18 protein-coding genes are annotated in these 16,993 nt (G+C 71.5%); 11 read left to right on the forward strand and 7 right to left on the reverse strand.

From position 1 onward, the window contains the following. Positions 1–146 precede the first annotated feature (146 nt). Positions 147–785 carry a hypothetical protein gene (locus tag HNR08_RS17565; RefSeq protein ID WP_146839708.1) on the forward strand — a complete coding sequence of 213 codons (639 nt, stop codon included), beginning with the start codon at positions 147–149 and terminating at the stop codon, positions 783–785. Positions 786–885: 100 nt separating this feature from the next. Here HNR08_RS17565 and HNR08_RS17570 read toward each other — a convergent pair whose 3' ends face one another. Together HNR08_RS17570 and HNR08_RS17575 are read right to left on the reverse strand one after the other, a co-directional pair. Further along, the gene (locus HNR08_RS17570; RefSeq protein ID WP_146839706.1) at positions 886–1,203 is read right to left on the reverse strand and encodes a phage holin family protein; all 318 of its coding nucleotides are present in this window, start codon (positions 1,201–1,203) and stop codon (positions 886–888) included. A 156-nt stretch (positions 1,204–1,359) separates the two neighbouring features. Then, complete coding sequence (locus HNR08_RS17575) at positions 1,360–2,499, reverse strand: PIN-like domain-containing protein (protein WP_146839704.1); 1,140 nt, start codon at positions 2,497–2,499, stop codon at positions 1,360–1,362. Positions 2,500–2,842: 343 nt separating this feature from the next. Here HNR08_RS17575 and HNR08_RS17580 point away from each other — a divergent pair, with 343 nt between their 5' ends. Next, entirely contained in the window at positions 2,843–4,225 is a 1,383-nt protein-coding gene (locus HNR08_RS17580; RefSeq protein WP_146839702.1) for a chymotrypsin family serine protease, read from the forward strand. A gap of 22 nt (positions 4,226–4,247) precedes the next feature. Here the strand turns inward: HNR08_RS17580 and HNR08_RS17585 are convergent, their stop codons facing one another. From HNR08_RS17585 to HNR08_RS17605, 5 genes are all read right to left on the reverse strand, one after another. Beyond that, the gene (locus HNR08_RS17585) at positions 4,248–4,415 is read right to left on the reverse strand and encodes a hypothetical protein (protein ID WP_186812781.1); all 168 of its coding nucleotides are present in this window, start codon (positions 4,413–4,415) and stop codon (positions 4,248–4,250) included. 303 nt (positions 4,416–4,718) lie between these two features. After that, the gene (locus HNR08_RS17590) at positions 4,719–5,474 is read right to left on the reverse strand and encodes a Helicase associated domain protein (RefSeq protein WP_183835183.1); all 756 of its coding nucleotides are present in this window, start codon (positions 5,472–5,474) and stop codon (positions 4,719–4,721) included. Next, positions 5,475–6,683 carry a helicase associated domain-containing protein gene (locus HNR08_RS17595; RefSeq protein ID WP_146840888.1) on the reverse strand — a complete coding sequence of 403 codons (1,209 nt, stop codon included), beginning with the start codon at positions 6,681–6,683 and terminating at the stop codon, positions 5,475–5,477. A 90-nt stretch (positions 6,684–6,773) separates the two neighbouring features. Next, complete coding sequence (locus tag HNR08_RS17600; RefSeq protein WP_146840887.1) at positions 6,774–7,892, reverse strand: PIN-like domain-containing protein; 1,119 nt, start codon at positions 7,890–7,892, stop codon at positions 6,774–6,776. Between the two features lie 154 nt (positions 7,893–8,046). Beyond that, the gene (locus tag HNR08_RS17605) at positions 8,047–9,348 is read right to left on the reverse strand and encodes a PIN-like domain-containing protein (RefSeq protein ID WP_146840886.1); all 1,302 of its coding nucleotides are present in this window, start codon (positions 9,346–9,348) and stop codon (positions 8,047–8,049) included. A gap of 177 nt (positions 9,349–9,525) precedes the next feature. Here HNR08_RS17605 and HNR08_RS17610 point away from each other — a divergent pair, with 177 nt between their 5' ends. The 9 genes from HNR08_RS17610 (at position 9,526) to HNR08_RS17650 (ending at position 16,641) form a co-directional block, all read left to right on the forward strand. Then, complete coding sequence (locus tag HNR08_RS17610; RefSeq protein WP_146840803.1) at positions 9,526–9,960, forward strand: hypothetical protein; 435 nt, start codon at positions 9,526–9,528, stop codon at positions 9,958–9,960. 76 nt (positions 9,961–10,036) lie between these two features. Then, positions 10,037–10,213, forward strand: a complete 177-nt coding sequence (locus HNR08_RS17615) for a hypothetical protein (RefSeq protein WP_183835185.1) — start codon at positions 10,037–10,039, stop codon at positions 10,211–10,213. A 79-nt stretch (positions 10,214–10,292) separates the two neighbouring features. After that, positions 10,293–10,613: a hypothetical protein gene (locus HNR08_RS17620; protein ID WP_146840802.1), complete on the forward strand. Its 321-nt coding sequence runs from the start codon at positions 10,293–10,295 to the stop codon at positions 10,611–10,613. A 137-nt stretch (positions 10,614–10,750) separates the two neighbouring features. Next, complete coding sequence (locus HNR08_RS17625; RefSeq protein WP_146840801.1) at positions 10,751–11,209, forward strand: hypothetical protein; 459 nt, start codon at positions 10,751–10,753, stop codon at positions 11,207–11,209. A 684-nt stretch (positions 11,210–11,893) separates the two neighbouring features. Continuing rightward, positions 11,894–12,973: a C40 family peptidase gene (locus HNR08_RS17630; protein WP_146840800.1), complete on the forward strand. Its 1,080-nt coding sequence runs from the start codon at positions 11,894–11,896 to the stop codon at positions 12,971–12,973. A gap of 11 nt (positions 12,974–12,984) precedes the next feature. Next, positions 12,985–13,623 carry a hypothetical protein gene (locus HNR08_RS17635; RefSeq protein ID WP_146840799.1) on the forward strand — a complete coding sequence of 213 codons (639 nt, stop codon included), beginning with the start codon at positions 12,985–12,987 and terminating at the stop codon, positions 13,621–13,623. Between the two features lie 445 nt (positions 13,624–14,068). Beyond that, positions 14,069–15,076: an ATP-dependent DNA ligase gene (locus HNR08_RS17640; RefSeq protein ID WP_146840798.1), complete on the forward strand. Its 1,008-nt coding sequence runs from the start codon at positions 14,069–14,071 to the stop codon at positions 15,074–15,076. Positions 15,077–15,220: 144 nt separating this feature from the next. Next, entirely contained in the window at positions 15,221–16,312 is a 1,092-nt protein-coding gene (locus HNR08_RS17645; protein ID WP_246803220.1) for a tyrosine-type recombinase/integrase, read from the forward strand. Continuing rightward, positions 16,309–16,641, forward strand: coding sequence for a helix-turn-helix domain-containing protein (locus HNR08_RS17650; RefSeq protein ID WP_146840797.1), 333 nt, complete (start codon positions 16,309–16,311; stop codon positions 16,639–16,641). Before HNR08_RS17645 ends, HNR08_RS17650 begins: the two co-directional genes overlap by 4 nt. Positions 16,642–16,993: the final 352 nt, after the last annotated feature.

Genomic DNA, 16,993 nt, shown 5'->3' on the forward strand with positions numbered 1-16,993 from the left:
CCGATCGGGTGACTGGGGTGCGGCGGTGCCGGAGGTTGACCTGAGCGGGTGAAATCCTCCGTGATGCCAAGCGGGTCGACAGGCGCCGCACATATAGGCGCCAGCAGCAAGGGAACGGCCCGAGCGGCGAGGGACAGGAGAAGGACATGACCACCAAGCGCAACCGCTGGATCGCGGTCATCGCCGCCGTCGTTGTCGTGATCGGCGGCGCCTTCGCCATCGCCGCCGTCGTCGGCGGCGATGCACCGGTCGACGCGACGCCGCGCCCCTCGACCACAGCGTCCACCGAGCCCGAGCCGCGGGCCACGCCCGCGCCGACCGAGGCTGCGACTCCGGAGCCGGTGGTGCCGACCGAGCCCGGCGCGATCGTCCCCGCCGACATGGTGGAGGCGGCGCGCGCCGCCGGCGCGCTGGTCTACGTCTCGCCCAACGGCGACGGCGCAGGCGTCGTGATCGAGACCGGGGTCATGCCTGACGCTGTGGTCGCGGACGCGGCCGCCGCCCCTCGGACCATCGGCGGGATGAGCGATGTCGGTGCGGTTCTGAACACGGTCGACGGCATCTGGAGGGCGCTCGACGACGCTGGGGTGCCCGCCCTGTTCATCATCCCGAGCGGCGCCGCGACGGACGGCGCGTTCATGCCGGATGGCTTCTCGGTAAAGGGCTCGACTCTGGCGGTCGGCGCGCCGCAGGTGGTCAGGAAGCCGAAGGCCGACGTCCTCGCGGCAGCCGAGGCATACATCGCAGCGAACCCCGGCACGCTCCTGATCGACCTGACGGCGTGACGAACGCCCCGGCGGTGCCAGGCCTTCGGGCCTGCGCCCCCGGGGCGTCTCGCGTTGGTCACCCGATCTAGATGTGCGGCACGAGCCGCTCCTGCAGGGCCTACTCCTTCACCCGCCCGCAGGAGCGGCAGATGCGGTAACTGGGGTCCGTCTCGACCCCGCACTGCGGGCACCAGTAGACGTTGCGCGTCGTCATCCTCCGCTTGAGTCGCGCCACGCCACTGGCACCGCCGACGAAGCACGCGACCCCGACGATGAACGACCAGAAGCCGTTCCAGTGCAGCGCGCCGTTCGCGAACGCGGCGCCCATCACCCCCGCGATGAAGCCGGCTCCGGCAGCGAACAGCCAGCCCAAGCACCCGAGGCGACTCCACGTCTCTCCGGGGTTCCCGTACCCCTCGCCCTGCTCGTAACTCATCCTGCAGCCCTCCCTGGCTCGTCGTGCTTCCAGCGAGCACGATGCTGGAAGAGCGCAGGCACCACGCCGCAGGACGTCAGTCCCTTGTCCGCGGGGTCACGACCTCGCCGGTCCTCAAGGTTCACCCATCCGCTTCCGCCAGCGGGGGCGCGGCGTTCAGGCCTGCTCGTCCGGTTCGTCCAGACCGAGCTGGTCCTCGATCTCGGGGTAGGTCGCGGCGAGGCGGACCCGGACCCACCGAGGCAACGCGCGCAGGTGCGTGTTGTCGAGCATCGCGAGCACGTCCTGCAGCGGCGGCGGGATGTAGACCAGCCGGTCGTCTGCCGGCGTGAGGAGGGACGGGAACCGGTCGAGGTACTCCGCCGCGCGGTCGTCGAGCAGGCGCCGGCGCCAGGGGGCGACCGAGTCGAGGATCGCCTCGGCGGCTTCGATCGAGGACGCCTCGGTGGTCTCCGCCACCGCTTCGGGGCTCTCGTCCTGGCCGAGCAGCCTCTGCGCCGCAGCGAGGAAGTCGGGGGAGGTCACCTGGGCGTAGGCGGCGCCGGTGACCTGCTGGAACTCAGCCACGAGCGCTGGTGCCGGCCGGAGGCCGTCTCGGCGCTCCCACCAGTCGTCCTTCGAGTCGTCCGTAACGAAGACGACGGCGCGCCGGGTGGCAGCGGCGTGCTCCAGGAGCTCGGCCCAGAGGAGGTAGTCGCCGGCCTGGAGCATCGGGGTGCTCTTGGCCTTGGCGTCCTCCCAACCTGGCGGGATCTGGTTCGGGCCGCGATGCTCGACGAACTCCGCAACGCGCGCGCGGACGGTGGTGGCGTCGGGCGCCGGCAGGATGCGGCCGTCGTACAGCTCCTCGAGCGCGGCCATGACCGAGTCGTCGTCCGCGGTGACGAGCGCGTGGTCGCCCCGCTGCACGGCGTCCAGCCCGGTGAGCATCGCCTCGACGTGCTGGTCCACCACCTGGCGGAGTCCGGCGAGGCGGTCGGCGTGCAGGTGGCGGCTCGCGAAGCGGGCGGAGGGCAGCCCCTTGACGGCCTCGAGGTCCTTGCGCAGCGCCGCGTAGGTGTCGGCGAGGCTGGACCGGACGGCGGGCGCGTTGCGGGTCACCTCGGTGGCGACCTGGAACGGCATGACGAGCCGTTCGCGGACCGAGCTCAGGACCGTCAGCCAGCTCTCCCTCGTGTCGGCGCCGACCCGGTACAGGTTCAGCAGGACGCTGGAGTCCAGGACGATGAGCGCCGAGGCGAACACGTCGTCGAGGTCGGCTGCGGCCGGTGGCGCGGGCACCAGGGGACGGGTCACCACGGCAGTCTGGCAGCACGGTGGTCGGCAGCGGGCGCGTTCGCTGGCGTCCGGCACACTGCCCGACGCCAGCGCTCTCCTCCCAGCCCACCGCCGGCTACGCGACCCCTTCGCCGCCGGGGACCGGTATCGCGTGTGCATCACGGCTCCGGCCATCAGTCAGGGCGCACGATCGGCCGCGCAATCCTCTAGTCCAGCAGGTCGATGACCCCGCGCGGGGTCGCTTCCGGCGAAGACCATTCGTTGTCGTGAAAGTCATCGAAGTCCCTGACGCGTCGTGTCGAGCCTTCCTACCGTCTAAGCGTGTGCATAGGGCACACCAAGGATCGACGGGAGCCACACCATGCGTGCGAAACGAACGTTCGTAGCGACCCTGACAGGCCTATCCCTCTGCGCCGTCGGCGTCGCCGGCGCTGCATCGGCGTCGGAGAGCGACGGCTACCGCGGCCTGCCCCCGACCGCCGAGGTCGGCCCGATCGAGACCCCCGACGATCTGCTGAAGTACGCCGAAGCCATCCCGGTCGACGAACTCGACGGCCTGACCGAGAACCGCGTGCCCGAGGACGTCCAGGCACTCGCCGACCGGCTCTGGGACGAGCAGCCGGAGGGCTTCGGCGATGTCGCCTGGGACGCCGAGACGGGCGAGGCCACGCTCTGGTGGCACGGGGAGGTCCCCGCGGACGTGGCCGAGGACGTGGAACTGCTGGCGGTGCCGGCCCAGATCGCGGCGATGACGTACTCCAAGGCAGAACTGAACGCCGCGGCGTCCGACATGGTCAGCGCCGGCGGGGAGATCTCGACCGCAGCCCCCAAGGTGGACGGCACCGGCATCGAGATCTCGTTCGACGACTCGATCGCACGGCGTGGAGCACCGGCGGTGCCCGACTCGCCGTACCCGATTGAGGTCACCGAGCCCGTGGACGCTTCGCCCGCGGGCGGCGACGACCGCTACCAGACGCCGTACCCGCCGTACGCCGGCGGCGCCTCGATCATCAACGGCACCGGCTGGGTGAAGATCTGCTCGACCGGCTGGCCGGTCCTCATCGACAACCCCGCACCGCTCCTCCAGCGCAAGTACGGGATGATGTTCGCATCGCACTGCGTCACGGACACCGCATCTAGCTACTGGACCACGTGGCCGTCGGAGGAGTACTCGGGCAGCCGCTTCTTCGTCGGGTACACCTCGCTGTCGACCTACCGCTACGGCGCAGGCGACGCAGCCATCATGGTGAACGACCCCACCGTCTCCGGCGTCTCTGACCCCACCAAGCTGTACTACCCGTACGTGTACGTCGGTGGGCCGGACAGCGGCGGTCGCTACATCATCACCGGCACGGCCGCGCCCGTCATCGGGGCGAACTGGTGCATGAGTGGCGCACCGAGCGGCACGACCTGCAACAACAAGATCACCGCGACGAACTCCTACGTCAACTACGGGCCTGCCTACCCGACGGCCGGACCGCTGGTGCGCACTGAGTCGGTCAGCGGCCTGGCGAACGTGGGCGAGGGCGACAGCGGCGGCCCGGCCATCCTGCTGGCCACCTCCGGCGGCCCGTACGCCCAGGTCACGGGCATCATCTCCGGCATGGCCAACGGTCAGTCCGGCATCTGCCAGGCGACCAACGACGGGAGACTGTGCAGCAGCACGGCCTTCATCTCGCCGTACGCCCTCATCCGGGACGCCATGGGCATCCGGGCCATGACGTCCAGCAACTACACCGAGTAGCGGCCGCGGCGGCGTGGTGTGCTCAGCCGCAGTTGGGCATCACGTACACCACGCCGTCCACCCGGTGGGGCGTGGTCTCGCACTCGAGCACGGTGCCGGAGCTCCTCAACCACAGGATCGCGACCAACGCGGCGACCAGGAGCAGTGCCCCCAGAATGAGGCCAGCTGCCCAGCGGGCTCGTCGGCTCATCACGTGGCTCCTCTCGCCAGCTTCTGCAGTTCGAGGTTACGCGGTGCGATCCCGCGGGGTAACCGCGGGGCGCAAGTCGACTCAGGCTTCTTGCCAGCACACGCGTCGAAGGGATGTGCGGGGCGCCGCCGGCCAGGGGGAGTGCGGCGGCGCCCCACGCGATGACCCTAGCGAGCGGACCAGAGCCGTCATGCCGGTGACGTGCAGGACCACCCGATCGGCACAGCCGTACGTGCCTGACATCCTCCGCCCCTGCCTTCGAGGCGCCGGCCCGCCGTGGCCCCGTTCCCGGATTGCCACGGTTCACTCAGGTGGGAACCCGCGCGCGACGAGCGCCTCGCGCCGCTGCGGCGGCAACGATCCGGAGCGCAGCTCGGCACGCCGGCGGGACGCCCACAGCCCGAGCCGCAGCCCGTCTGCCGTCACGTGGGCGGTTGGGACCCGCGGGTGCCCGTGCTCGGCGATGAAGGCATCGAGAGCGGCGAGCCCGCTCGACCACAAGGCGCCGTTGTCCCGCGCCCTCCAGGTGAAGCGACGGCTCTCGAGCGCCTTCGTGCGCTCAGGCGCGAGCTTGCCCTGGGCGTGCAGGAGTCGCTGCTTGCGGACCCACGCGCCGAGGTTGAACCCGTCGACCAGGTAGGTGCTGGGGACGTCGCAGTGCCCGTGCTCGCCGATGAAGGCGTCGAGCAGCCGGAGCCGAGCGCGGAACCGCATCGCAGAGGAGACCTGCTGGCCGAGGCGCGGCCCGGACGCCCTGATCCGCCAGACCATGCCCAAGTCGTCGAGCTCGCGTACCCGGGCGTCGTCGAGCTCGCCGGCGGTGCGGCGACTACGCACCTCGCTGACCCACCCGCCCAGCCTGAAGCCGTCGTCCGTGACGACGTCCCTACGGACGAGGGCGTCGCCGTGCAAGCGCACGTACGCCCGGAGACGCTCGACGCCCTGGCGCCAGTGCTCGTCGGGTTCGAATCTGACGAACGCGAAGCCGCGTGCCTCCAGGGCACGGACACGGTCCGGGTGCAGTCGCCCGGCCCGGTGATCGGCGCGCCGCGCACTCACTCAGGTGCCGAGCGTGTGCCCGTCGGGGCTGACGTAGTTCGCGGCGACGTGGGGGTGCCCGTGCTCGGTGATGAACATGTCGAGGTGTGCCAGCCCGTCGCGCCACAGCTGCTCGACGTCGACCACTCGCCAGGTGACGCTGAGGGCTTCGAGTTCGCGGACCCGGTCAGGGGGCAGCGAGCCGCCGGCATACAGGGTGCGCTGGTTGCCCAGCCACGAGCCCAGGTGGAAGCCAACCGGTGTCACGTGCGTCGCGGGAACGTCCGCGTGCCCCGCTTCGGCAACGAACGCCTCGAGCGCCGCGACCGCCACGCGCCAGGCGCGCTCCGCGGTGTTCCAGACGAATCCCATCTCGTCGAGGGTGTCGCGTCGCGCCGTAGGCAGGTTGTGGCGGCGCTGCCGCTGCTGCGCAACCCAGCGCCCGAGGAGGAGGCCCTCAGGCGTCGAGTACGCGACGGGGACCAGCGTGTGACCGTTCTCGGCCGCGTACTGCTGCAGCGCGGCCAGCCCGGTCGCCCATGCGAGGTCCCGTGCACCGGTGACTGCGGACAGCGACGCCAGCCGGGCGGCGCGCTGTTGCGGCAGACTGCCGGCGGCGTGCGCGGCGCGCTGGTGGTGTAGCCAGGTGCCCAGCGCCAGCCCGTCCGGTGTGATCCAGTCCGTCGGCACGTTTGCGTGCCCCTGCCGGTCGATGAAGTCCGCCAGGGCGAGCGCGGCTCGATCCCACGCTTCGTCCCGCGGGGACCACACCATCCCGGCCGCGTCCAGCGCCCGCTCCCTGTCCTCGTCCAGGCCGCCTTGCAGGTGGCGTCTACGGAGGTTGCTGACCCAGTGGCCGAGCGCGAAGCCGTGCGTGCACTCGTACCGATGGGGGACGTCCGCCGTGCCGTGCTCCGCGACGTACTCGCGCAGGTGCGCGAGCCCGTCCTCGAATCGCGTCGCAGAGACTGCCCACGTCACGCCGAGGGCGTCGAGCTCCTCGACGCGCCAGGCTTGGAGGGTGCCCATGGCGCGCCGCTCGCGCTGGCTGCGAAGCCAAGTACCCAAGGGGTAGCCGTCGGCGGTTCGAAACCGCTGGGGGACGTCGGCGTGGCCGTACACCTTGCTGTAGCGCGACAGGTGCTCGGCGCCGATCAGCCACTTGGCGTCCGGCTTCGACAGGACGGAGGGCCGTGCCGCGCTGGCCGGACGTGAGTCCGCCTCCGACACCTGAACCCCCTCTCCCTGGTGATGGGGTTCAACCTAGCGAAGCCCCCGCAGGCACGGTGCAGACGACGTGACGAGGTTCGCAGGGCCTGACTATGCGGACCGGCCGGCTTCGGGACCATCGTCGAGCCAGCGTGGGTTCGCGAGATGAACTAGCAGGTAGTCCTCGCTGAGCGGGTCCTCGGCTACGGCACGCATCAGATTCACCTCGGCAGGCGAGGGTGCCTCGCTCATCAGCGATCCGAGCAGGGTTTGATAGGTGGGGTTGGAGCGCAGAACTGCGCCCGGCAGATGGGTGAGAATGTCTCTGAACACCCAGCGGACCGCCTCAGGCATGGGAGCCCCGGCCGGGACGTGCTGGATCGTCTGGAGTACCCAGTAGAGGCGGCTCGCGAGAGGCCACACCTCCTCGTCCGGCTCAAGCGCAACCTCGGCGGTCTCTTCGACAGCAGCCTCGTTCTCGTCGAGCGCCAGGGACTTCTGGGCGATCGTCAAGAAGTCCTGGGAGGTGACCTGGGCGTGCGGGTGCCCCGTCGCACGTATCGACTCAGCGACCATCGCCGGCTGCGGGCGCATCCCGTTGTCGCGGACCCACCAGTCCGCCTTGAGGTCGTCGGTCACGACGATGAACCGGCGCCCGGTCCTGCGGGCGCGCTCGAGCATCTCGGCCCAGATGAGGTAGTCGCCGGCGGCGTCCTGCGGCACGTCCTTGCCGTGGTCGCGCCAGCCCGGCGGGACGCGGTTGGGGCCGCGGTACTGGTCGAAGCGGGCGACCCGGCGGCGGATCGACGAGGGCTCTGGCTCGTCTAGGACGCGACCTTCGAAGATCCGGTCCAGCCGGGACATCACGACGTCCCGGTCCTTGGCGAGGATCGCCTCGTCCTGCTCACGGGCCGCGTCGATCTCGGTCAGCATCGGCTCGAGGTGCTTCTCGACGATGGCCTTGAGCTTCGCGATCCGTTCGGCCTGCAGGTGCCGGGCGCCGGTGAACGTCGCCCCGGGGTGCTGACGCACCGCGTCCAGCTTCCCGCGCAGGGAGTCGTAGGCGTCCGGCAGCTCCTTGCGGCCGCGTTCGGCGTTCCGCGTGATCTCGACCGCCACATGGTGCGGCATGACCAGCCGCTCGCGCACCCCCTCGAGGACCTCGAACCACGCGTCGCGGGTCGCCGCGCTCATCCGGTAGAGGTTCAGCACGACGTTCGCGTCGAGCACGATGTCCGCGGTCTCGAACAGGTCCTCGGCGTCGGCTGCGGCCGGCGGGTCGGGGAGCAGCGGGGGAGTCACGGGCGCAGTCTGCCAGGACGGGCACCCTGACGTGGCCGGCGTGAACCGGGAGCTCCTGGAGACGGACGGCCCGGGGACCTGATCAGGACTGCCCGTTGCGGGGCTGCTCGGCCTGCACGCGCCGGGCGGCGTCCGCAGTGGGCGAGCGGACGAACTCGGCGAGCTCTTGCACCTTGGCGGAGTCGCGCAGCGTCCGCGCGGCCTCGGTCGTTCCGGTGAGCGCCCCAAGGGTTGGTACCACTGGCGCGACCGCCGCGAATGAACGCTGGACCCGGGCGAGCGACTCGGCTAGCTCGCGCGCGGCGCCGTCGTCGATCCGATCCAGGCCGAGCCGCAAGGCCTCATCGCGTGAGCGCAGGAACTCGTGCAGCTGGGCCTGGATCACTCTGTCGTGGTTGGCCATCATGCCCCGGAGAACATCGGGGTCGATGCCATTGAGCGCCCCGGCCGACCCCGGCACGTACGCGATCGTGGACCGGCCGTCGCGCGATGCGGCGAGCGCGTCCTCGTACGCCGTCCAGCGCGGTTCGCTCGCCTGCGCGGTCTCCTCGACGGCTGCCGCGTCGGCTGCCAGGTCGAGCTGCTCCTGGCCGAGCTTGAGGAACTCGGGGGCGAGCATCTGCGCGTAGGGCTGCCCGGACGCGCGGTAGAGCTCGGCGACCAACTGCGGCTGGGCGGTCATCGCCCCGTCCTTCTTCAGCCACCAGTCGTCCTTGACGTCCTCCGTGACCAGTAGGACCGGCATGCGGAGGGAAGCGGCGTGCTCGAGCACTTCCGCCCACAGCAGGTAGTCGCCAGCCGCTGCCGTCGGTGTGGGCTTGTCGTCCCGCCACCCGGGCGGGATCTCGCTCGGACGGCGGTACGACACGAAGTCCAGGACACGCGAGCGCATGATGTCGGGCGCCGGGGCGGGGAGCACTCGATCCGCGAACAAGGCGGTGACAGCGTCGAGGACAGGGTCGGCGTCGCCCTCGATCAAGGCGGTGTCTCCAGCGCGGTCCTGCTGCACGTCCGCAAGCAGGTCTGCGACGCGCTTGTCGATCGTGGCCTTGAGGGCGTCGCGCCTGTGGGAGTGCAGCTTGCTGGCGGTGAAGACCGACCCCGGAGCCTTGCTCAGCGCGCTGATCCGAGACTCGACCTCGGCGTAGAGGCCACGCAGCTCGTCGCGCGACCGCGGCGCGTTCCGCTCGAACTCGACCGCGACTTGGTGGGGCATCACGAGCCGGTCGCGGACCTTCTCCAGCACCTCGAACCACGAGTCCCGGGTGGCCTTGGTCGTCCGGTACAGCGACAGGAGCACGCTCGTGTCGAGCACGATCAGGGCCGTGTCGAAGATGTCGGCCGGGTCGGCGGCGGGTGTCGGCTCGGGTAGCAGCGGGCTCACGGCGTTGAGTCTGCCAGCACTGGCCCACACGCACGGCCCCCGTCGTGGTGGCGCTGGCGCTGCGGCTTGCCGCCGTCCCCTCGCAGCGCGCTCACACATCGGGCGCCTGAGCACTCACCCGGTCGCGGCCGCTACAAGAGACCGGTGCTCGTGGCTGTGGGCTCGTAGCCTGCGTGCATGGACCTGCGGATCAGAGGTAGTCGGGAGCTCGGTTCCGTCGATGGGGTTGCGGTGCGCCTCGAACGAGCGGTTCTGAACATCGACGAGCTTCAGCTCGAGTGGGACGGGATCCCGAGCAGCACCACAGAGGAGCTCGATGCTGCGCACGAGACGGCGATCGTCGCGTGGGCCGCTGACCTCAAGGCACGCGGACGGGACGCTGCGGGACCCCCGCCGAAGATGCCCGGGGACCGGCTCGCCAGGCTGCACGCGAACGTGATCGACGATCTCGGCCGGGAGTGGACGTTGGTGGCGGGGCAGACCGCCGGCACGGGGTCGGAGTGGCACTCCGTGTGGCGGTACCAGCGTCCGGGTCGCGGCGGTGAGCACCTGACCGTCCGGTTCAGCGTGGACGACGACCCCACAGCCGAGGTCGAGATCTCGCTGACATGAGGAACCTCGTGCCCTGAGCCAGCGCCCGCCTGCATGGAGTCCTTCTAGTCCTTCTGCAGGCCGGTACGGTCTGGCCATGACCACCGCGGAGACGTTCGACGCGATCATCGGCGCCTTCACCGCGATCGCCACGCTGGCCGCGGTCGTGGTCGCGGTCCTGGGCATCCGGCACGAGGCGCACGCCCGCCGGAGAGCCGAGGCGCGCCGCCGACGCCGCCGAGGCGGCCCGGATCCAGGACGCGCTCGAGCGTGAGGAACGCGACGCCGCGGCGGCCGCCCGGTACCAGGCCGAGCGCATCGTCGCCTGGGCGGAGTGGGAGACGATCCAGCCGATGATGGCCGGCGGGGACATCGGCCGCTGGAGGCTGCTGTTCAGGAACAGCTCGGACCTGCCAGCCTTCGACGTGACCGTCATGGCTATGACGCACGACAACTCCTGGACGTTCACCGGCACCGACCGCGTCCTGCCGCCGTCGTCGACGCGGGTGGTCGGGCCGAGCGTCGGCGATCCCGGTGCAGGGCGCCAGGGGCACGTCGCCAGCCCCGAGGTCGGCATCAAGTTCCAGGACGCTGCCGGGCGGTGGTGGCTGCGGACACCGGGAGCCGGCCTGCGCCGCGACGAGGACGGCGAGCAGCTCGACGCGGCCCGGTAGCCCGGGCGGTCCTGCTGCTCCGGCTCACGACGGGCCATGGCGACCGTTCGAGGGAACCTGCGCCCCACCACGCCGCGAGTGGCCGGTGCCGCACATGTAGGCGCCCGACGAAGACCTCGACCGAACCAGGAGCCCGCGTGCCCACCCACTTCGTGCCCGGCCTGCCCTTCCACGCCCCAAGCGTCGCGCCGACCGCCGAGCTGATGCGAGCCTCCGGACGCAGCCGCTGGCCGGCCGACCACGGCGTCGAGCCCGCGACAGGCGACCTCTGGCTGGTCGCAGTCGCTGACGTCGAGCTCGGCCTGGCTGTAGTGACCGAGCCTGGCCCGCACTGGGCCGCCGTGATCCCCGCGTGGCCCGCTCGGGGCGTCCCGCGCGGGGGCGCCCGGATCGAGCCGTGGGGACTGCTCCCTGCCCTCGACGTCTGGCCTGCGCACGAGGTCACCATCCCCAGCGACCTGCTCACCAGGCGCCTCGGTGCGGCGACGCCCCGCGGGACGTTCCCCGCGCTGCTGAGCGCCGACGCGGGGCGCCTGCCCGACGACCTCGAGGAGGTCTGGTCCCGGCTGAACCTCGGCATCGACACGGGACGGTGACCGCCGCGGCCACGCGCCAGCACCCGCCCGCCCACGCTCGGCCCCGGACGGGCGCCCGCTGAGCGTTTCGGCGCATGTTGACCCGGCGTGAGCACACCGCAGCAGCCCCCACGCCGACGGCGGGCCGCCGCGAGCCCGAACGCCGCGGCAACGAGCAGCCCCCGACCACGGCCTGCCCGGCGCACCGCGGCGCCTTCGGGCACGCCCGCCCCTGGCGCGCCGACCCCGACGCCGGGCTCGAACCCGGCCACACCGCCGCCCACGCCTGGCGCGCCCTCCGGGCCGCGCACGCCGGGGCCCGCACGCGCCGGGCGGCCAGGCTCGGACCGGACCGCCAGGGCCTCGTCACCGGCACCGCCGGCACCCAACGAGGCGACGGCAGAGCCCCGCCAGCGGCGCGGCCGGGAGCGCACCGCACGCGCGACCGGCGCCGCCAGCAGCGCGGCCGGCCTCGCCGGGCACAGCGGGCTCGGGAAGGTCGCCGGCGCCGCGTCGACCCTCGCCGACCCGAACGCCACCGCGACCGAGAAGGTCACCGAGACCGCGGCCGCCGGGGCGGAAGCCGCCGTCACCGCGGCCGTCGGAGCCGCCGCGAGCCCGATCGTCGGGAAGGTCGCCGGCAAGGTCACCGGGGCTGCGCTGCGCGACCGGCGCATCCAGATCGCCATCGGGGCTGCCATCCTCATGCCTCTGCTGGCCATGGCGGTCGCCGTCCTCATGGTGCTCTCCACGGTCAACCAGGCTGGCACCCTCCTCGCGACCATCGCTGCCGCACAGGACGAGGAGTACGCGGAGAACGACGACTACTGCTACTTCCCCGGGGTCGACGACTCCCTGCCGATCCTGCTCCTGACGTCCGAGCAGACCGCCAACGCCCGCACCATCGTGTCCACCGTCGCCTCCCGCAGCCTCGGCCCTCAGGACGCCGTGATCGCGATCATGACCGCACTGACCGAGTCGGGCCTGCGCAACGTCGACTACGGCGACGACGTCGGCCCGGACTCCCGCGGCCTGTTCCAGCAGCGGGACTCCTGGGGCCCGTACGAGGTCCGCATGGACCCGGCCGGCGCGACCGGCCTCTTCCTGGATGCGCTGACCTCGCCGGGTCTCACGCTCTACCGCACCAGCACCCTGGTCAACGCCTCACCCAGCACCCGTGCATCGCTCACGCCCTGGCTCGTCGCCCAGTCGGTGCAGAGGTCCGCGTTCGCGGACGGGAACAACTACCAGGCCAAGTACAGCCAGGCCGTCGCGATCGTGCGGGCCATCATGGGCGACGCCGCCGCCTCGGTCACCGACCCCTGGGTCGCCCCGACCGGCGCCGGCGGGTCGATGGTCACATGCGCCGACGGCGGCACGGGAAGCACCCTGCCCGCCTCCGAGAAGGCCGGCGCAGCGATCACCTGGGGCAAGACCCAGCTCGGCAAGCCGTACGTCTGGGGGGCGACCGGACCGAACTCCTACGACTGCTCGGGGTTCACGATGCGTGCGTGGGAGTCCGCCGGGGTCCCCATCACCAGGACCTCCCGCTCCCAGTACAGCTGGGGCGCCAGCAACGGCCGGCTCGTGCCGCTCGCCGAGGCCCAGCCCGGCGACCTGCTGTTCTGGGCGAACAACACCTCCAACCCCGGGTCGATCTACCACGTCGGCATCTGGATGGACGCCAACACGGTCATGCACGCCCCGAACCCGTCCACCGTGGTGAAGATCGCCCCGATCTTCAACCGCGACAAGCTCATGCCGTACGTCGTGCGGCCGGCCTGAACAGGAGCACGATGACCAGGACCTCGCTCACCGCCGTCGCACTGCTCGCAGCCACCGCCCTCCTGGCGGGCTGCTCGTCGGCGCCGGAGCCTTCGGACCCGCCGGCCGGCGTCGGAACGGTCGTCGTCCCGACCTCGCCCGTCGGTGGTCAGAGCCCCGACCCCAGCAGTAGCCCGTCGCCGGAACCGACACCGACGTACGAGCCCGCTGCGGCCCCCGGTGACGACTACAGCCTCTCCCACCCCGGACAGACCCTCCCCGACGCCCCGTACTCGGCCGGCGGTGCAGGCCTGTACACCGGTGAGCAGTGGCCGGCCGCCGGAGTCGACGCCGAGGCGTGGCGCCCCGTCGTCGAGTCGTTCGTCGCGGCGGTGTCCGCGCCCGAGCCGGACGCGGCGACCTGGCTGCAGGGCGTGCGGCCGTACGTCACCGACCGGCTCCTGGACCGCCTCGCGCAGGACGGCGTGCGCACCGAGGTCTCGGCGTGGGGGTCGCCCGAGCTGCAGGCGGTCTCGTCGATGAACGAGGACCACGGCGTCGCGATCGTCGAGACCGTCTCGCCCAACCCGTCCTGGTCGCAGGCGATCTCCCTGTGGTTCTTCGCCGACGGCACCTGGCGCGTCGACACCTTCGGCCTGCCCTGGCAGTAGGACGACCGAGTGGGCGCCCAGACGTCTCGTCCGAACGCCCACTCTGGCTGCCGTGGGTCCTGGGTGGCCGACCTGACGGTCGGTATGGCCCGGACCTCGTGCCCTCGGCCGGTCAGCGTTGCCGTGCGCTGCCGGTCCGAAGGTCGGGTGCTGCCGGGGCTACCGCACAAGCCGCGACCGGCGGTCGCCGCGGTACGCGACGACGCAGTTGCAGCTGGGGCACCTCCAGCAGTCCAGGTCGAAGACCATCTGGTCGTCGCAGCAGCGGGGCGGGGTCAGCTGGTTCATCGTCGTCTCCCTCTTGGCGCCGGCGGCGCCTCGAGAGGGGCACTCGACCCGCGGCGCCCGGAACGGGTCATCGGTGGTACGCCGCAGCGTCGGGGTTCCACAACGTGCTGGCGGGGTCCCTCGCGCCGACTGCCGTGGGGCGCGCGATGCTGTTGCCGTGCCCACCTCCCGAGACCCCGACGGCCGTGGCCCGATCGACGTCGCGCTCGCCCGGGCCGTGGAGTCGATCGCGGAGACCAGCGCCCTGCCCGGCGGCACGATGTGGTCCCCGAAATGGGACGGGTACCGGCTCGTGATCGACCGCCGCGGAGCAGACGTCGTGCTGTGGTCGCGCCGAGGCACCGACCTCACCGCGCCCTTCCCGGAGATCGCCGAGGCCGCCCGCCAGCAGGTCCCCGTCGGCACGGTGCTCGACGGTGAGACGGTCGTCTGGTCTGGGGACCGCCTGAACTTCTCCGCGCTGCAACGGCGCGTAGCCAGCCCGCGAACGGCCGCCCGGCTCGCCCGAGAGCAGCCGGCGAGCATGGCTGTCTTCGACGTGCTCGAGCACGACGGGACCGACATGCGACGCCAACCCCTGCGGCACCGGCAGCGAGTCCTCGAGACCCTCGCCCGCACGTGGTCACCGCCGCTGAACCTCTCGCCGACCACGACCGACATCGACGTCGCGGCCGCGTGGTTCCGCGACATGGTGGCGGCCGGCATCGAAGGACTCGTCGCCAAGGGTGCCGGCCAGCCGTACCGGCCCGGTCGACGCGACTGGCTGAAGGTGAAGCACCGATCGACCGTCGACGTCGTCTGCGCGGCGGTGATCGGGCCCATCGGGCGGCCGACTGTCGTGGTCGCCGGGCTGCCGATCGGCGGCGAGCTGCGCATCGTCGGACGCACCGTGCCCCTGACTGCGCTGGCCTCACGGACGCTCGGTCGCCAGATCCAGGCCGCCGGCGAAGCCCACCCGTGGCCGCCGGTCGTCACCTCCGCGACCGTGAACGGCTTCGGGGGCTCGCGCGACCCGGTGACGCTGACCCGCATCGAGCCCATCGTCGTCGAGGTCTCCGCCGACGTCGCTTGGAGCGGGCAGAGCTTCCGGCACCCGCTGCGTCTCGTGCGCGTTCGTCCAGAGTTGCATCCGGACGAGGTCTCGCCACCCTCGACTACCGCCTGACTTCACCGGCTCCGGCCACCAGTCCATCGCGCTGCGCCGCCCCTTGACCAGTGCCTCTTGTGTTAGCGCATCGATGTTGTGTTTGATGCAACGGTGACTGTGGGACGGCGGCTCGACCTACCAGGTGCGGCGCACCTGGTCCTCGTGGACGGCGTCGGGTTGATCGACCCGGAGTCGGCGGTCCTCGCCGCCATGCTGCAGGGCTGGGAACGGCAGCAGAAGGTCCGGTTCCTCAAGTCGGACACGGTGCGCCGGCGGCTGAGCATGGTGCGGCGGATGGTCGAGTTCTCGAACCTCTACCCGTGGCAGTGGACGGCAGCGGAGGTGGAGGCGTTCATCAGCGGGCAGTCCTCAGGCCGTACGCCGATCGCGGTGTCGACCGCCCGCTCCTACACGGGCGATCTGCGCATGTTCCTCGAGTACGTGACCGACCCGCGCTACGGCTGGCGCGACGTCTGCGCCGACCGGTTCGGCCAGGTGCCGCAGCAGGTGCTCGACGAGTGGAACACCGTCGTACACACCTCGGACTACGAGGGTCGCCCAGGGCGACGCCCGCTGAGCTACGAGGAGGTGCAGCTGCTGTTCGACGCCGCGGACGACCTCGTGGACCTCGCGCGGGCGCGCCGACGCAAAGGCGCGCTGGCGGCTCAGCGAGACGCCGCGCTGCTGAAGACCGTGTATGCGTTCGGCCTGCGCCGGAGAGAGGCGTGGGGCCTGGATCTGGTGGATCTACGTGCCAACCCGAAGGTCCGTGCGTTCGGGCGGTGCGGTGCGGTGATGGTCCGCTGGGGTAAGTCGCAGCGCGGGGGACCGCCGCGACGTCGCACCGTGATGCTCGTGCCGGAGATGGACTGGATCGTGCCCGTCCTGCGGCAGTGGATCGACGAGGTACGCCCTCGCTTCGATCCCGGGAAGCACCCGGCTCTGTGGGTGACCGAGCGACGGAGCCGCCTTGACTGGCGGGGCATCAACGCGGCGTTCGCCGAAGCGAGGGACGTTGCGGGGTTGGACAGGAGCTTGGATCTGCACTGTCTGCGGCACTCGTACGTGACCCACCTGGTCGAGTTCGACTATCCCGAGCGGTTCGTTCAAGAGCAGGTGGGCCACGCCTACGCGGCCACGACCGCGATCTACACCGGCGTCTCCGATTCCTACCGCAACACCCTGCTGCGCCGGGCGATCACCGCCCATCAGCCGGACCTGTGGCGCGACGACGCCGAGGAAGGAAGCTCGTGATCAAGAAGATGGGTATCGAGTGGAACCTGCGCCTACGCATGGCGGAGCGGGGGATGTTCGCCACCACCGACCTGGTACCTCAACTCGCCGAACGTGGCGTGCACCTGTCACGAGAACAGGTCTACCGCCTCGTGACAGCGCCCCCGCAACGCCTCAGCACGGACACCCTCGCCGCCCTGTGCGACATCCTGGACTGCACCCCGAACGACCTGATCTCCGTCGTCGCCGTCGACGCCACCGTCGCGAAGGCGGGCAACGGCTCGCGAGGGCCCGGCGGGGCGGGCCCTGCGGTCCAGCGCACTCGGATCCGCCGACCCAACCTCGACTGAGTCCACGTGCCCGGCCAGGAGCTTCACCCTTACCAAGCCCCGCGGACGCACTGCGCGATCTGCGGGTCGTCTGCGGGTGCGGCGGCCAGGTGGCCGGTGGGCCCTGTCTGCCGGTCGTGCTACTCGTCGGCTCGCGCCCACCCGGGCACCTGCGCGTCCTGTGGCAGGGCGCGTGTGCTGATCGGCTCGACCTCTGACTCCACGTCGACGAAACCCACTCTGTGCGGGCCGTGCTCGGGGAGTCGGCGCTACGACTACGTGTGCATCCGCTGCGGAGGCGGCGAGGAGCCGTACAAGGCGAAGCTCTGCGTGCGCTGTGCCCTGCGCGATCAGCTGGACAGTGCCTTCGGGC

The organism is Cellulomonas hominis (assembly GCF_014201095.1).
GTDB classification, from domain to species: domain Bacteria; phylum Actinomycetota; class Actinomycetes; order Actinomycetales; family Cellulomonadaceae; genus Cellulomonas; species Cellulomonas hominis.

Coding starts and splice junctions, on each gene's coding strand:
- HNR08_RS17615 (WP_183835185.1), top strand. CDS start 10,037: ATGACCACCGCGGAGACGTTCGACGCGATCATCGGCGCCTTCACCGCG.
- HNR08_RS17565 (WP_146839708.1), top strand. CDS start 147: ATGACCACCAAGCGCAACCGCTGGATCGCGGTCATCGCCGCCGTCGTT.
- HNR08_RS17570 (WP_146839706.1), bottom strand. CDS start 1,203: ATGAGTTACGAGCAGGGCGAGGGGTACGGGAACCCCGGAGAGACGTGG.
- HNR08_RS17635 (WP_146840799.1), top strand. CDS start 12,985: ATGACCAGGACCTCGCTCACCGCCGTCGCACTGCTCGCAGCCACCGCC.
- HNR08_RS17585 (WP_186812781.1), bottom strand. CDS start 4,415: ATGAGCCGACGAGCCCGCTGGGCAGCTGGCCTCATTCTGGGGGCACTG.
- HNR08_RS17620 (WP_146840802.1), top strand. CDS start 10,293: ATGATGGCCGGCGGGGACATCGGCCGCTGGAGGCTGCTGTTCAGGAAC.
- HNR08_RS17610 (WP_146840803.1), top strand. CDS start 9,526: ATGGACCTGCGGATCAGAGGTAGTCGGGAGCTCGGTTCCGTCGATGGG.
- HNR08_RS17630 (WP_146840800.1), top strand. CDS start 11,894: ATGCCTCTGCTGGCCATGGCGGTCGCCGTCCTCATGGTGCTCTCCACG.
- HNR08_RS17580 (WP_146839702.1), top strand. CDS start 2,843: ATGCGTGCGAAACGAACGTTCGTAGCGACCCTGACAGGCCTATCCCTC.